The organism is Streptosporangium sp. NPDC050855, assembly GCF_044456585.1.
GTDB classification, from domain to species: domain Bacteria; phylum Actinomycetota; class Actinomycetes; order Streptosporangiales; family Streptosporangiaceae; genus Streptosporangium; species Streptosporangium longisporum.
The window spans coordinates 95,811-109,898 of record NZ_JBITFY010000007.1 but is presented as its reverse complement, the minus strand read 5'-3'; the positions used below and the strand labels follow the sequence as shown (position 1 = coordinate 109,898).

Sequence of the window (14,088 nt, the reverse complement as noted above, 5' to 3'; positions counted from 1 at the left end):
ACGACACCACCTTAATTCAGCCGTCCCCGGTCACGGCCGCAACGATGAGGCGCCACGCGGACGGTGCCGTCCCGGAGAGGTGACGGTCCCGTTCCCGCTGCCCGCGAACCGCCCGGCTGTAGCGTGGTGCCGAGATCAGGCAACCACGCTGGGAGTACGCCGCATGCGCTGGCAGGTCAACTCCGAAGAATCCCTCTACACCGACCAGTGGCTCGACCTCCGGATGGCGGATGTGGAGCTCCCCGACGGCAGCCACCTGGACCACCGCTTGATCCGCATCGCGGCGGGAGCCGGCGCCGTCGTCACCGACGACCGGCATCGGGTGCTGATGATCTGGAGGCATCGCTTCATCACCGACTCGTGGGGCTGGGAGATCCCCATCGGCAAGGTCGACGACGGTGAGGAGCCGATGGCGGCCGCCGCGCGGGAGGTCGAGGAGGAGACGGGCTGGCGGCCCGGCCCGCTGCGCCCCCTGCTGAGCATCCAGCCGAGCAACGGCATCTCGGACTCGGTCCACCACATCTTCCGCGCCGACCACGCCGTCCACATCGGAGCGCCCACCGACCCATGGGAGGCCGAGCGCGTCGAGTGGGTCCCCCTGGCCGACATCCGCGAGCTGATCGGCAAGGGCGACCTGGTGAGCGGGACCTGCGTGGCCGCGCTGCTCTACGTCCTCACCGAACCGCGGCGCCCCTGAGCCACGGGCCGCGACGGAGCCTGAGCGTACGGGACGGGTGGCCCCGGGCGGCCCGTGGAAGGGCCGGACCGGCGTGACCGGAGCCGGGCGGCCCGTTCCCGGCGGCCCGTCGGCCCCGTGTCCACCCCGCCCACCTCCTGACAGATCCCTCGACCTTTCCTGACCGAATCGTTTACCGTTAGGAAACTTTCTTTTATATTGGAGGCACCCCCCAGCGAAGGAGCAGGACATGCGGAGAACGCTCACCTTCCTCGCGACAGCGATCATCGCCATCGCCTCCACCGTGGTCATCGCCTCACCGGCGAACGCGCACGGTTACATCTCGTCCCCGCCGAGCCGTCAGGCCATGTGCGCGCAGGGCCGCGTGGCCAACTGCGGGGACATCATCTACGAGCCGCAGAGCGTGGAGGGACCCAAGGGCCTGCGGAGCTGCCACGGCGGCGTCGGCCGGTTCTCCCAGCTCAGCGACGAGAGCAAGGGCTGGCCGGCCACGAGCGTGGGCAACTCGGTCACCTTCAACTGGGTGCTCACCGCCCGCCACGCCACCAGCACGTGGGAGTACTACGTCGGCAACACCCGGATCGCGGTCTTCAACGACGGAGGCAGGCAGCCGGGCGCGACGGTGTCGCACAACGTGAACCTGGGCGGCAGGACCGGCCGCCTGAAGGTGCTCGCGGTCTGGAACATCGCCGACACCGCCAACGCCTTCTACTCCTGCGTGGACCTGCAGCGCTGACGAGGCGCCGGCAACATCGTCGACGACGGCGCTGACGCCGGTGCTGACGGCGACGCTGACGACGGTGTCGACGACGGCTCCGGCCCGGCATCGGCAACGGTGCCGGGCCGGGGCCGGACCATCGGCCGGTACGCGACCCGAACGGGCCCCGCCACGACGTCCTCGTGGCGGGGCCCTCGTGCGTCGCCTCCCGCAGTCGCCTCCCGCAGTGACCTCCCACCGTGACCTCCCACCGTGGCCTCCCACCGTGGCCTCCCACCGTGGCCTCCTGCAGTGACCTTCCGCGCCCGGGATCCGCGCGGGGCCCGTCGTGTCCCGGCCCGGTACGCGACACCCCCGGAATGGGAATCGGAATGGCCGGCAGATGACATCGGACATAGCCGTTCAAAGCAGGGGACGTCGCATTATGTGCGGACGACAATGGTAAGGACCTCGGCGATTCAGCTCAAAGAAGGAGGGGAACAGATATCGTGCGACCGGGGTTCCCGATACCCGTCGGGGCAGGAGTCGGCAGTGTCGAGGTGATCCGTGGCTCGTCGCATAAAGAAACCAGCCGATATGGTCACGGCACTTCTGATTTTCTCCGTAATCCTGGTCGGAATGCCGATCGGAATGGTCACCGAACATCTGCCCGACGTGGTCGGTGAGCACAGGATCGCCTGGGTCGCCCTCTCCGGGCTGACCGCCTCCTCCGTCGCCCTGCTGACCTGGGTGACCCCGAGGCTGAGGGGTGCCCGGGCCCGCGGCAGGCTCTTCCGGGTGCCGGACAGGCAGCCGGGATGGGTCCGCAGGACCGAGCTGGGCGACCTGGTCTCCACCCTGACCATGCGGACCTCGGGAACCGTCGGCCTGACCACGGGGCTGGCCGGTACGGGCGGGTTCGGCAAGACGTCCCTGGCGGTGGAGGTCTGTCACGACGACGAGACGACGGGACGGTTCACCGGCGGCGTCTTCTGGGTGACCGTGGGCCGCGAGCGGACCGGCGCGGACGTCGCGCGGCTCGCCGACGACGTCACCGAGGCCGCGACCGGCGTCCGGCCGGAGCCCCGCGGCCCCGAGCAGGCCGGTCACCGGATGGCCGAGGCCCTGGCGGAGCGCGGCCGCGCGCTGCTGGTGGTCGACGACGTGTGGAGCCCCCAGCAGCTCAGGCCCTTCCTGGCGGTGGCCTCCAGGTCGCGGCTGCTGGTGACCACCCGCCTGCCCCGGGCCCTGCCGCCCGACGGGATCGCGATGATCGTCGACGAGATGGCGCCGCGGGTGGCCGTACGGCTGCTGAGCCGGGGGCTGCCGCCGATGAGTCCCGGCGTGGTCAACGCCCTGATGGCACTGACCGGGCGCTGGCCGCTGCTGATGGCACTGGTCAACGCGCGCCTGCGCGACGAGCACCGGGCCGGGACGAACATCGAGGTCGCCGCCAGGCGTGCGGTCGAGCGGCTCGGCCGGATCGGGCCCGCGGACCTGGACGTCACCGTCCCCCGTCAGCGGGAGGCCGCGGTGCGCGCGGCCGTGGAGTACGGGCTCGACGCCCTCGGCGCGGCCGACCGTGCCCGCTTCCTGGAGCTCGGCATCTTCCCCGAGGACGCCGACGTACCGGCCGACCTCGTCGGGCTTCTGTGGCGCCGCACCGGCGGGCTCACCGCCGAGCGGTCCCAGGCCCTCTGCGCGAGGCTGCGGGAGCTGTCGCTCATCGGCGGGCGCCCCGCGGACCCGGCCGTGCCGCCGGAGTCATCGGCGCCACCGCCGTCCTCGCCGTCACCGGTGCCGTCGCCGGTGACGGCGGTGGCGTCGGTGGCGTCGGTCACGCTGCACGACGTCGTCCGCTCCTGCGTCCGGTCACAGGACGGGCTGGGAAGGGACCGCCTGGCGGCCGTCCACCGGGCCTTCCTCGACGAGGTCAGGGCCCTGATCCCCGGTGACGACCCGGAGGCGGAGGCCGAGTGGTGGAGGCTGCCCCCGGACGCCGCCTACCTCTGGGACAACCTGCTGCCCCATCTCGGCGAGGGGAGAAGGACCCAGGAACTGGAGGCGCTCCTGCACGACGTGCGCTGGCTCATCGCCCGGATCCGCGGCTCGGGGATCGCCGCGGCCGAGTCGGACCTGGCGCTGTCGGCCTCCCGTTCCGTCGCCGGGGTCCGCGGGCTCATCGCGCGGAGCGCGCACCTGCTCGTCCCCTTCGAGTCCGAGGCCGTCTCCACGGCGAACCTCCTGACCCGCCTGTACGCGTTCCCGCCCATGCGGGCCTCGATCGAGCGTTACAGCCGGCAGAACGACGTCCGTTTCCTCAGACCCCGCTGGCCGTTCCCGGACGACGGCGCCACCTGGCTGCTGCAGACGCTCACCTCCGCGCCGGGACGGCCGGACGACGTGTCGATCACCCCGGACGGGTCACGGTTCGTGGTCCACGGCCGCGACGGCGGCGTGCAGATCTGGAAGGCCGACGGCACCACCCGTACCCGGCTGGCGACCCACCGCGGTCCGGTCCACGAGGTCGTCACGGCCGCGGACGGCTCCTGGCTGGTGACCCGCTCCGGCCGCGGGAGGGTGCAGATCTGGGAGATCGGGGGCACGGAGAGGGCCGTACTGCAGACCGGTGTCCGCAGGATCGCCGGGACGGCGGCCTCCCCGGACGGGACCTGGCTGGCGACGCTCTCGGCGAGCGGGCGGATCCGTCTGTGGAACCCGGACGGGACCGGGCGCGCCACGCTGAGGAACGGGTTCGGGCGGTTCACCGGGATGGTGGCCTCACCCGACGGTTCCTGGCTGGCGGCCCTGTCCGCGTCGGGGGAGGTCGGCCTGTGGACTCCCGCGGGCGCGAGGCGCGCGGTCCTGCGCAGCCCGGTCAGGGTGCGCGCCAGGCCGCGCCCCCTGCGCCAGGCCCTGCTGATGCGCGGCGGGAAGGGCGGGAGCGCCCGGGACACCGGGAACACCGGGAAAGCCGGGAGCGGGGACGAGGAGACGGTGACCGGCCGGGTCAGGCCGGTGCGCAGGGTCACCGGGATGGCGGTCTCCCCGGACGGCTCCTGGCTGGCGACCCTCTCCAGGGACGGGACCGTACGGCTGTGGGGGGCCGACGGCGCCGAGCGGGCCGTCCTGACGGGCCACGCCGGAACGGTGCCCGGGATGCGGATATCCCCCGACGGCTCCTGGCTGGCCACCTGGTCCGCCACCGGGACCGTACGGCTGTGGGAGTCCGACGGCAGGCCGCGGGCGGTCCTGGCCGGACATGACGGGACGGTGCGTCAGGTGGTGATCGCCCCCGACGGTGGGTGGCTGGTGACGGTGTCGGGGGAGCGGAGCGTACGGCTGTGGGAGTCCGACGGCAGGCCGCGGGCGGTCCTGGCCGGGCATGACGGGACGGTGCGTCAGGTGGTGATCGCCCCCGACGGTGGGTGGCTGGTGACGGTGTCGGGGGAGCGGGGCGTACGGCTGTGGGAGTCCGACGGCGCCGAGCGGGCCGCTCTGGCGGGGCATGCCGGGACGGTGCGTCAGGTGGTGATCACGCCCGACGGCGGGCGGCTGGCCATCTGCTCCGACGACGGGACGATCCGGATCTGGCGGTCGGAGGGGCCCGGGTCACAGGAACGGGGATCGAGGGTGCCGGGACGGCAGAACCCGGGATCGCAGGACCGCAGGGGAAGGGCCGGGCTGATCCGACGGGTGACGATCTCCCCCCAGGGGAACTGGATCGCCACGCACTCCGGTGACGGGTCGGTGAAACTCTGGAACGAGGACAGGATGGAGCGGGCGGCCCTCACCGTCCCCGTCGAGGACGGCCGGTACGCCGCGGTCGCACCGGACACGACATGGCTGGCCGTCTGGTCCGGTGACCGGATCGTCCGGATACACGGGGCCGGTGGGCGGCGACGGGCCGTCCCGACCGGCCACGCGGGCCGCCTGCGCGGGGTGGCCGTCGCCCCCGACAGCACCTGGCTGGCCACCTGGTCGTCCGACCGGACCGTACGGCTGTGGGGCGCCGGCGGCAGCAGGAGAGCGGTGCTGAACGGCCACACCGGACCGGTGCGCCAGGTGGTGATCGCCCCCGACGGCACCTGGCTGGTCACCTGCTCCGAGGACGGCACCGCGCGCGTGTGGTGGGCCGACGGCGGGCAGCGGGCCGTGCTGGTCGCCGGCGTCAGGGCCACCGCGCACGCCTTGATCTCCCCGGACGGCGCCTGGCTGGCCACCCTGTCCGTCTACGGCCGGATCCAGCTCTGGACACCGGACGGTCGCAGGTACGCGACCCTGAAGAGCCGGGTGGAGACCATGGACGAGATCACCATGGCGCCGAACGGCAGATGGTTCGCCATCCTCTCGGCCAACGGCACCGCGGGCCTGTGGGGGGCCGACGGCGCGGCGCGGGCCCCGCTCAGGGGATGCCCCGGCCCGGCGCGCGAGGTGACGATCGCCCCCGACGGGACCTGGCTGGCGGCCTGCTTCGACGACGGCACCGCGCGCGTCTGGTCGGCCGGGGGCAGGGAACGCGCGACGCTGGCGTCCGGCACGGGAAGGATCCGCGCCGTGGCCGTCTCCCCGGACAGCAACCTGCTCGCCACCTGCTCCGACGACGGTGTCATCCGGATGTGGGACCGCTACGGCGACCCCTGCCCCGCGGCGGCCCGGGTGGACGCGGGCCTGAACTGCCTCGCCTGGTTCCCCGACGGTTCCGGCGTGACCGCCGGTGGTGACCAGGGCCTGTACGGGTTCGACCTCTACCCGCCGCCGGACTGAACCGCCGATCCGGCACGCGCGAGGCCTTCCGGTGCGACCGCCGTCGTGACCGGCGGTCGCGGACGGGAGGCCTCGACCGGCGTCAGTAGCCGGTCGATTGACCGCCGGAGTACCCGCTCGGGTATCCGCCCGGGTGGCGACTCGGGTACCGGTTCGGGTAGCGGTCCGGGTACCGGTCCCGGCTGTGGCAGAAGCGGGCGTAGCCGGAGTCGTACCCGTTCAGCCAGCCCCTGTCGTAGTCGCTCGGCGCTCCGAAGGATCTTCTCGAGTTCCTCCTCGAGCAGTCCTGCGCCGCGGCACGGTAACCGTCCCGGTAGCCCTGCCAGTAGTCCATGGGGTCGTGCGCCGTCGCGCTCCGCGGGGTGCTCGCCGCCTGCGCGGGAGCCGGCGCGGCCGAGGCCTGCGAGACCGGGGCCGGGGTGAGGGCGAGGGCCGCGAGAAGTGCCGGGCCGAGCAGCAGCGACTGTCGCTTGCCGTACATGTTTCCTCCTTCGGTCGGGTCGCGAGCACGGATCGCTCGCGACCGTAACTGAGAGTCACGATATAAGGCGAGTCATATTGAACAAGTGATTTAAGTGCTTATCTCCCCGGCTTTGGTGCAAGACTGAAGGAGGGCTTCTTTGTCCATCCTCTGCGCTTTCTCGGGTTTTTCATCGCCCTCATCGTCATTCTCTATATAAGGTGCCATTGAGCATAAGTCGTAAATATGATTTATTATCCGTAGGGAATCGGCCGTATTCCATGCGGACGTCCGGCCGGGCGGAACGGGCGGGGGTGTCCCGGCGACCGTCGTGCCCGTGACGGGTGACCTCCGGGTATCGCGTTCGTAGATCTTGATCCGTTCGGTCTCGTGGCCGGGTCCGGCCGGTTCATCGTGTCCACGTGACCCGCTCGCCTCACTTACGATCTCGCCGCGTCCCGGAACACGTGACCGCCCGCGTCCGCCGGACGGACCCCGTGGAACGGCCACCGGCCCCCCGTGAGCCCGCCCCGCCGGGGCGTCGCCCGTACGGGACGAGGAACCCGGGGGCGCGACCGTGCGCCCCGATCGCCGTACGGCCGACCCCGCCGGTGCTCGAGCCGGTGACCGCCGACGACCGGGGCCGGGCCCGCGGTCCCCTCCGGAGGCGAGCCGGTGACGACCCCGCCCCTCGGTAGGTACGAGGCCAGGGAGCCCAGGGTGCCGCGGACGATCGGCGCGATCTCCGCCGCGCTGCGCGCCGGCCGTCGGGCGCAGTTCTTCGCCGAGCTGCTCGACGCCCGGCGAGGGCCGGAGCTGGACGGCGTCCTGAGCGTGTGGTGGGGCAGGGCGATGCGCGACACCGACCCCGCGCGCGGCCTTCCCGCCACCGTGGAGGCGGTCGCCCTGCCGGGCCGGATCGTCCGCGCCCTGCCGGTGCGATCGACGCGATCCGCGCGGTCGGGAGGAACGCCGGGATCGAACGAGGCATCGGGATCTAGCGGGGCGCCGGGATCGAACGGGGCGCCGGGAGCGGACGGGGCGCGGCCGGAGGACGGGCCCGCGCGGGCGGGCGACCGGGGAAAGGCGCGGATCACGGTCGACGTGGAGGCGTGGCTGGGCGCCTACGCCGAGGAGCTCGTCGAGACGGGCCGTGCCCCCTCGGTCTCCGCCGTCGTCAACGAGGCACTGGCCGAGAGGTTCCGGCGCGAGCAGCGCACCCGCCGCGTCCGGGCCGCGAAGACCGCGGTGACCCCGGGCGCCGCCGTCCGCGACCGGGCCGACCAGGCCGCGCAGGACGGGACGGGGGCCACCGTCTGCGGCCGGGCCGACCTGTCCGACCTGGCCGACCTGTCCGGGTGCGACGGGACGGGAGCCGTCGCCCGCGACCGGTCCGACCGCACGACCCGTGACCGGACCGACCTCGTCACGCGCGACCGGATCGGCCGGCCGGTCGTCCGTGTCGAGGTCCCGTCGCACCGGCCGGGTGGGTCGTCCGCCGGAGCCGAGTGATCGGCGCGGACCGGCTCGGACCGGCGTGGACCGGCGTGGACCGGCGTGGACCGGCGGGGCCCGTGGGGAACCGGCGAGGGACCGGTCGGCACGCCGTCCGGCAGCTTGGTGCCGAACCCTCAGGGACGGGCGGGGAACCGCCTATGGTCGTCGGCATCCGCCCCCGGTGCGTCGGTCCCGGGGGTGTCCCACTCCGGTCCCGTCCGAGGAGTCGTCCATGCGGTATGTCGTTGTCGCCCTGCTCTCGATCGGCGCGATGCTCGTGCTGCCCTACCTGCGCTCGCCGGACGTGCGCAGGTGGTGCTCGGCGATCTCGTCGCTGGTGGTCAGCCAGACGCCGGGCCGCGTCGCGAGGTACTCCAGCGCCTCGTCCAGGTACCTGGCCCGGAACGCCTGACCGATCACGAACGGGTGCAGGGCCAGCGCCATCACCCGGCCGCCGTGCTCGGAGTCCGCGTGCAACCGCTCGTACTGGTCCTTGACGATCTGTACGAACTCCGGCCCGGTGGTGCCCCTGCCGAACAGCAGGAGGTCGTTGAGTTCGACCGAGTAGGGCACGCTGAGCATCCCGGGCACGTTCAGCGCGTAGGGCTGGTCGTCGTTGGTCCAGTCCAGCACGTAGCTCAGCCCGAGCTCGGCGAGCAGCTCCGGGGTGTTGAACGTCTCGGTCAGCCCCGGCCCCATCCAGCCGCGAGGCCGCCGTCCGGTGGCGTCGGTGATGGTGTCGACGACGTCGGCGAGGAAGCGGCGCTCCTCGTCGCGGGTCATGCCGGCCTGGAGGATCGAGTTGGTCCGCCCGTGCGCGAGCCAGGCCCAGTCCCGTTCCAGGCCCGCCTCGATGATCTGGGGGTAGTGCCCGGCGGCCGCGGAGTTCAGCAGCGCGCTCGCCCGGACGCCGTGCCGGTCCAGGCTCTCGATCGTGCGCCAGATGCCGACCCGGGGCCCGTAGTCGCGCCAGCCGTGGTTGAGCGCGTCGGGGACCAGGTCCGCCGTGCCAGGCCAGATGCTGGTGGAGGGGCGGTCGATGAGGAAGTGCTCGATGTTGAGCCCGATGTAGACGGCGACCCTGGCGCCTCCGGGCCAGCCGATCGGTGGGCGTTCGGTGATGGGACTGTAGGTGAAGAGCTCGTTCTCCGCGGACTTCGTCATGCCGACACGGTAGAAGTTAACATCGGTGTCAGTTTCAAGTCCGGGGCGTGCGGGGGGCGGGATGCGGATCGGTGAGCTCGCGAGGCGTACCGGGGTGAGCGAACGGTCGCTGCGCTACTACGAGCAGCAGGGGCTGCTGGTGGCCGGCCGCACGCCCGGCGGTCACCGCGACTATCCCGAGCAGGCGGTCGACCGGGTCATCCGCATCCAGGAACTGTTCGCCGCGGGCCTGCACAGCAGGAGGATCGCGCGACTGCTGCCGTGCATGCGGGACGCGGACGGCGGCCCGTCCGAGCGCGCCACCCCCAGGCTGGTCGCCGAGCTCACCGCCGAACGGGACCGCATCGACCGGATGATGACGCAACTGGCCGGTTCCCGCGACGTGCTCGACGACGTGATCAACGCGGCGTCGGAACGCGACCGGCGGGCGGCGGGAGCCGACGGAGCCTCTTCTACCATTTCCCCACCGAGCAGGCGCTGGTCGCCGCCATGGTCGAGCGGCTGACGAAGGCCTTCGACGCGCTGGCCCGGGCGGGCGACGCGCCGGGTGACTTCCTGCGCGCCTACGTCCGGGCCACCATCCCCGAACGCCACACCACGGCCGCTCCCGCCGACCGCGTCACCGCGGCACTTCTGGCAGGTGTGCTGGTCCATCCGGCCGGCCTGGAGCCGCTCCGCGAGCGGTTCGCGGCCTGGCAGGTCCGGCTCGCCGAGGACGGCGTCGACCCGGCCGCCGCGACGGCCGTGCGGCCGGCGGTCGACGGCTGGTGGGCCGTCAGGTTGCTCCCCTCGCCTGGTGGATACGGAACCTCTACCTCATGCTCTTCCCGCTGCCGGCGATCGTCCGTCTCACGGCGCACGCGAGGGCGTGGGCGCCGCGACCCCCGGCCGTCGCGGACGGTGACTGATCCCCGTACGAGCGGCATCGGGCGCGTCGGCGTCCCCTCACGAAGGCGGCCGGTGACGGGCCCTGCCCGCGGCGGACGTCAGGTCACCGGTGCGGGACCCGCGGCCGTCGTGCGGCGGAGGGCACGGCGGTCGGCGTGGCGCTGGGCGCGGCCGGTGGCGGCGTACCACTGGGCGGCGATGACCGCGGCCAGGAGGAGTTCGACCGCGTCGCCGCCGTAGTACATCAGCTGGGCCCCGGCCTGCAGGTCGGCGGCGGCGAAGGTGGTGCCGGGCGGCGGTAGGGCGTACAGGGTCTTGGCCAGCACGGCGTGCGCGGCGCCCCCGGCCAGCAGCGCGCCCGCGCGCCAGGGCATGCTCCAGCCCCGGCGCACCGGGTCCAGCCGGCAGACGGCGAAGGCGAACAGCGTCCCGGCCGCCACCACGTGCACGTGCACGGCGGCGTGCAGCCACTCGTGGTGGCCGGTGGCCGCCAGCAGCGGCGTGCGGTACAGCAGCCACAACCCGCCCATGTCCAGCACCACCGCCGTCGCGGGGGAGACCAGCAGGCCGATCGGGCGGGAGTGCGCCACGGCCAGTACAGCGCGCCGAGCCCGGCCCGGGCGCAGCCCGCGCAGCGCCAGCCTCAGCGGGCGGCCGAGGACCAGCAGCACGGGGGCGAACATCCCGGCCAGCAGATGCCGGCCCATGTGCGCGGTGAACGGGCCCGCCGGCATCGGCACGACGAAGGCGGCCGCCAGCAGCGCGGTGCCCGCGACGAAACACGCCTGCCACGTCCACGGCCACGGATGCCCGCGGCGGCGCAGCCGATACGCGGCCAGCGCGTAGACCGCGGCCGTCGCGGCCGCCGAGGCCACCGGCAAGAGCGGCAGCCACGCCACCCCCGGCCCCCCGGCGTGGTGGTGCCCCGGCTCCGGCAGCGACGGCGCGGGCAGCACGGGCAGCACGGGCAGCGCGGACAGCGCCGCCAGGGCCGTCTGCACCGCCGTCACCGGCCCCTCGCCTCCGGCCCCGCACCCGAACCGGTGCCCGAACCCGCGCCGGGGTCCGTGGCCGGTCGCGGGTGCCGGTCGGCGCGACGGGCCCGGACGGCCAGGGCCAGCCCGGCACCCAGCAGCACCAGCGCGGCACCGTTCCAGACGAGGTCGTAGGGCAGCAGGTCCGGTACGTCGTAGCGGATCTGGTGCACCCGCAGCACCTTGTGGTCGATCAGGCCGTCGAACAGCTGGAAGCCGCCCGCCCCGATCAGCAGTCCGGCCCGTGCGTGCGCCGCCGACAGCGCCCGTCGGCGGCGCAGGTCCGCCCACATCACGAACCCCGCCACCAGCGCCAGCAGCTCGGCGGTGTGCAGCAGCCCGTCCGACAGCAACCCGATCGCCGGGGTGGAGCGGTCGAAGAAGTGATGCCACCCCAGCAGCTGGTGGAAGACGATCTCGTCGACCGCGGCCATCAGCGCCACCCCGATCAGCGCCGCCGACACCAGCGACCGGCCACGCTCCCTCGACGTCTCCGGTCCGGCCGACGGCCGCGCCTGGCTCATGATCGGATACCTCTTCCCCGGACGTCCCTGTGATCCTGGCATGGCCTTACCCCTCGTGCGGGCGATCACTCACGCCCCGGACCGGCCCGCGCACCCTCGTGACCCGGCCGTAGCGGAGGCCGGGGTGGGCCGGGGTGGGCCGGGGGAGAGGCGGCACTCCCGGTTCTCCTCGCTCGTGGTCAGCCGCTGATGCGCCCGCGGTCAGCCGCTGATGCGCCCGCGGTCAGCCGCCGAGACGCTCGTGGGCCGCCGCCGCGACGACCAGGTCCTGCCAGGACATGCCGGTGGACTTGAACAGCACGGGCCGGTCGAGGGCCACCGACGCGGGATCGGTCACGATCCGGCGCATCGGGATGAGGCGCGCGGCGTCGAGGTGGCCCTCCCCGATCGCCTGGACGACGTCGCCGGCCTCGCGCAGCGCGGTCGCGACGTCGTCGACCACGACGTGCGCCCGGCCGGCCAGCGCGCCGTCGACCTCGCGGGCACCGGGTTCGTGCGAGCCGACGGCGATGACGACGGCCCGGTCGCGGAGCACGGCCGAGTCGAAGAGCGGTTCGCGGGCGGTCGTGGCGCAGACGACGACGTCCGCACGGGAGACGGCCCGCGTGGCCCGCTCGTCGCCGGAGGCGGCGACCGTGACCGGCACCGCGCCGTGGCCGGGCACCCCGGCGCGACGCGGATCGCGTACGAGATAGGTCACCTCGGCGAGCCCGCGGTGCCCCGAGAGGGTGTCGAGGAGGGTGTCGACGTGCCCGCGTCCCTGCGGGCCCGCGCCGAAGACGGCGACGCGCAGCGGGTCGCGCGCACGGCGCAGCAGGGGCAGGACCGCGGCGACCGACACCGCGGGCGTGCGCAGCGTGGTCAGCGCGATGCCGTCGATCAGGGCCACCGGGGACAGCGTCCGGGCGTCGAAGAGGAGGTAGAAGCCCTGGATGCGGGGCCGGCCGCGTGCCGGGTTGTCCGGCGCCACGGTCACGACCTTCACGCCCGCGCTGGCGCCGCTCTCGGCGGGCATCAGCAGCAGGTGCCCGTGGGCGGTGGGCACGACGGTACGCGCGGGGTCGGCGGCCGGGTCGAGGCCGCCGCGCAGCGCGTCGGCGACGACCTGGACGGCCTGGCGGGGGCCGAGCAGCCGCCGCAGGTGGTCCCCGGTGATCAGCGGGACGTGCTCGGTCATCGCAGGACGAACCCGGGGAAGAGCTCGTCGGCGGGGTCGGCCGTGAACAGGTGCTCGCCGGTCTTGTGGGCGCTGCCGGAGACGACGGGGACGACCGCCGCCCTCCCGTCGGCCGTCACGTGCCGCAGGACCCGGGCGTGGAAGCGCGATCCCACGATGGAGTCGTGCACGAGGCGGCGGTCGTCGCGCAGGCGTCCGGTGGCGCTCAGCACGGCGACGCGGGAGGCCGTGCCCGACCCGCACGGGGAGCGGTCGGCCTCCCCGTCCGCGAAGATCGTGACGTTGCGCTGGTGCAGGTTCCCCTCGGCGTCCTCGCCCAGGTCGTCGTAGAAGATCGTGCCGTAGACGCCGCTGAGCCGGTCGTCGGCGGGATGGCGGGCGTGGGGGCCGTCGTCGAGCGCCCACTTGATCTCACGGCCGAGGGCGATGAGCCGGTCGAGGGCGCGCGGCTCCACCTCCAGCCCGACCGACGAGGCCGCCACGTGCGCGTAGATGGCCCCGCCGTAGGCGATGTCCGCCCGGACCTCGCCCCGCGTGGTCGGCACGGCGACGTCGTACGCGATCGGGTAGCTGGGCACGCTGACGAAGTCGACGCCCCTGACCCGGCCGTCCGCGGTGTGCACCCGCGCCGTCACCCGGCCGGACGGCACGTCGATCACCACGTCCGTGAGGCCGGAGGGGTCGGCCTCGACCAGTCCCGACTCCACGGCCCACGTCCCGAGCGCGATCGTGCCGTGCCCGCACGCGGTGGAGAACCCGTCCTTGTGCCAGAACAGCACGCCGAACAGCGCGCCGTCGTCGTCGGGAGGGGTGATGAATCCCCCGTACATGTCGGCGTGCCCGCGCGGCTCGAAGCACAGCATCCGGCGCAGCCCGTCGACGGCCGGATCCGAGACGGCGAAGACCCTGCGGTCGGCCACCGACCCGCCGGTGACGGCGACCGGCGGGTCCGCGACGATGCGGAAGGGTTCACCACCGGTGTGGTAGTCGACGGTACGGACGTCGGACTGCGGCATTGCGAGGCCCATCTGCTGGTGACCAGGTCTTTCCGGATCGTACGTGCCCGTACCCGGTGGTGCCGTCCCGGTCGCCACCGTGCCCGGCGTCGCCGGGCGGCGTCCGGCCCGCTCCGGCCGGTCCGCTCCATTGCCCACCGGCCGTCACGATGACACGATCATGCCGA

Annotated in this window: 11 protein-coding genes and 1 pseudogene; 6 read left to right on the top strand and 6 right to left on the bottom strand. The window is 73.6% G+C overall.

Going from position 1 to position 14,088, the window contains the following annotated elements:
- Positions 1-163 precede the first annotated feature (163 nt).
- The 3 genes from ACIBCT_RS16175 (at position 164) to ACIBCT_RS16165 (ending at position 6,161) form a co-directional block, all read left to right on the top strand.
- Positions 164-697 carry an NUDIX hydrolase gene (locus ACIBCT_RS16175; RefSeq protein ID WP_399189090.1) on the top strand — a complete coding sequence of 178 codons (534 nt, stop codon included), beginning with the start codon at positions 164-166 and terminating at the stop codon, positions 695-697.
- A gap of 229 nt (positions 698-926) precedes the next feature.
- Positions 927-1,433, top strand: coding sequence for a lytic polysaccharide monooxygenase auxiliary activity family 9 protein (locus tag ACIBCT_RS16170; RefSeq protein ID WP_344905664.1), 507 nt, complete (start codon positions 927-929; stop codon positions 1,431-1,433).
- Positions 1,434-2,033: 600 nt separating this feature from the next.
- Positions 2,034-6,161: an NB-ARC domain-containing protein gene (locus ACIBCT_RS16165; RefSeq protein WP_399189088.1), complete on the top strand. Its 4,128-nt coding sequence runs from the start codon at positions 2,034-2,036 to the stop codon at positions 6,159-6,161.
- 82 nt (positions 6,162-6,243) lie between these two features.
- Here the strand turns inward: ACIBCT_RS16165 and ACIBCT_RS16160 are convergent, their stop codons facing one another.
- Positions 6,244-6,642, bottom strand: coding sequence for a hypothetical protein (locus ACIBCT_RS16160; protein ID WP_399189086.1), 399 nt, complete (start codon positions 6,640-6,642; stop codon positions 6,244-6,246).
- 654 nt (positions 6,643-7,296) lie between these two features.
- On the opposite strand from ACIBCT_RS16160, the gene ACIBCT_RS16155 reads away from it, so the two are divergent.
- Positions 7,297-8,133, top strand: coding sequence for a hypothetical protein (locus ACIBCT_RS16155; RefSeq protein ID WP_399189084.1), 837 nt, complete (start codon positions 7,297-7,299; stop codon positions 8,131-8,133).
- Positions 8,134-8,403: 270 nt separating this feature from the next.
- On the opposite strand, the gene ACIBCT_RS16150 is transcribed toward ACIBCT_RS16155, so the two are convergent.
- A complete protein-coding gene (locus ACIBCT_RS16150) occupies positions 8,404-9,282 on the bottom strand; it encodes a polysaccharide deacetylase family protein (RefSeq protein ID WP_399189082.1) in 879 nt (292 codons plus the stop codon).
- 61 nt (positions 9,283-9,343) lie between these two features.
- Between ACIBCT_RS16150 and ACIBCT_RS16145 the strand changes: the two genes are divergently transcribed.
- Positions 9,344-9,787 (top strand): MerR family transcriptional regulator, encoded by a 444-nt coding sequence (locus ACIBCT_RS16145; protein ID WP_399189080.1) that lies wholly within the window; start codon positions 9,344-9,346, stop codon positions 9,785-9,787.
- Positions 9,772-10,056, top strand: a pseudogene (locus ACIBCT_RS16140) (hypothetical protein); the annotation flags it as partial. The gene ACIBCT_RS16145 and the pseudogene ACIBCT_RS16140, both read left to right, overlap by 16 nt.
- Positions 10,057-10,268: 212 nt before the next feature.
- Here the strand turns inward: ACIBCT_RS16140 and ACIBCT_RS16135 are convergent.
- The 4 genes from ACIBCT_RS16135 to ACIBCT_RS16120 form a co-directional block, all read right to left on the bottom strand.
- A complete protein-coding gene (locus tag ACIBCT_RS16135) occupies positions 10,269-11,180 on the bottom strand; it encodes a cytochrome c oxidase assembly protein (protein ID WP_399189078.1) in 912 nt (303 codons plus the stop codon).
- Positions 11,177-11,728 carry a DUF2243 domain-containing protein gene (locus ACIBCT_RS16130; RefSeq protein WP_399189076.1) on the bottom strand — a complete coding sequence of 184 codons (552 nt, stop codon included), beginning with the start codon at positions 11,726-11,728 and terminating at the stop codon, positions 11,177-11,179. Before ACIBCT_RS16130 ends, ACIBCT_RS16135 begins: the two co-directional genes overlap by 4 nt.
- A 223-nt stretch (positions 11,729-11,951) precedes the next feature.
- Positions 11,952-12,905 carry an ornithine cyclodeaminase family protein gene (locus ACIBCT_RS16125; RefSeq protein WP_399189074.1) on the bottom strand — a complete coding sequence of 318 codons (954 nt, stop codon included), beginning with the start codon at positions 12,903-12,905 and terminating at the stop codon, positions 11,952-11,954.
- The gene (locus tag ACIBCT_RS16120) at positions 12,902-14,059 is read right to left on the bottom strand and encodes a proline racemase family protein (protein ID WP_399189072.1); all 1,158 of its coding nucleotides are present in this window, start codon (positions 14,057-14,059) and stop codon (positions 12,902-12,904) included. The genes ACIBCT_RS16125 and ACIBCT_RS16120 overlap by 4 nt, the downstream gene beginning before the upstream one ends.
- Between the last annotated feature and the right edge of the window lie 29 nt (positions 14,060-14,088).

Excerpts from the sequence above, each read along its gene's own strand:
- ACIBCT_RS16175 (WP_399189090.1), top strand. The coding sequence starts at position 164 with ATGCGCTGGCAGGTCAACTCCGAAGAATCCCTCTACACCGACCAGTGG.
- ACIBCT_RS16170 (WP_344905664.1), top strand. The coding sequence starts at position 927 with ATGCGGAGAACGCTCACCTTCCTCGCGACAGCGATCATCGCCATCGCC.
- ACIBCT_RS16165 (WP_399189088.1), top strand. The coding sequence starts at position 2,034 with ATGCCGATCGGAATGGTCACCGAACATCTGCCCGACGTGGTCGGTGAG.
- ACIBCT_RS16160 (WP_399189086.1), bottom strand. The coding sequence starts at position 6,642 with ATGTACGGCAAGCGACAGTCGCTGCTGCTCGGCCCGGCACTTCTCGCG.
- ACIBCT_RS16150 (WP_399189082.1), bottom strand. The coding sequence starts at position 9,282 with ATGACGAAGTCCGCGGAGAACGAGCTCTTCACCTACAGTCCCATCACC.
- ACIBCT_RS16145 (WP_399189080.1), top strand. The coding sequence starts at position 9,344 with ATGCGGATCGGTGAGCTCGCGAGGCGTACCGGGGTGAGCGAACGGTCG.
- ACIBCT_RS16130 (WP_399189076.1), bottom strand. The coding sequence starts at position 11,728 with ATGAGCCAGGCGCGGCCGTCGGCCGGACCGGAGACGTCGAGGGAGCGT.
- ACIBCT_RS16125 (WP_399189074.1), bottom strand. The coding sequence starts at position 12,905 with ATGACCGAGCACGTCCCGCTGATCACCGGGGACCACCTGCGGCGGCTG.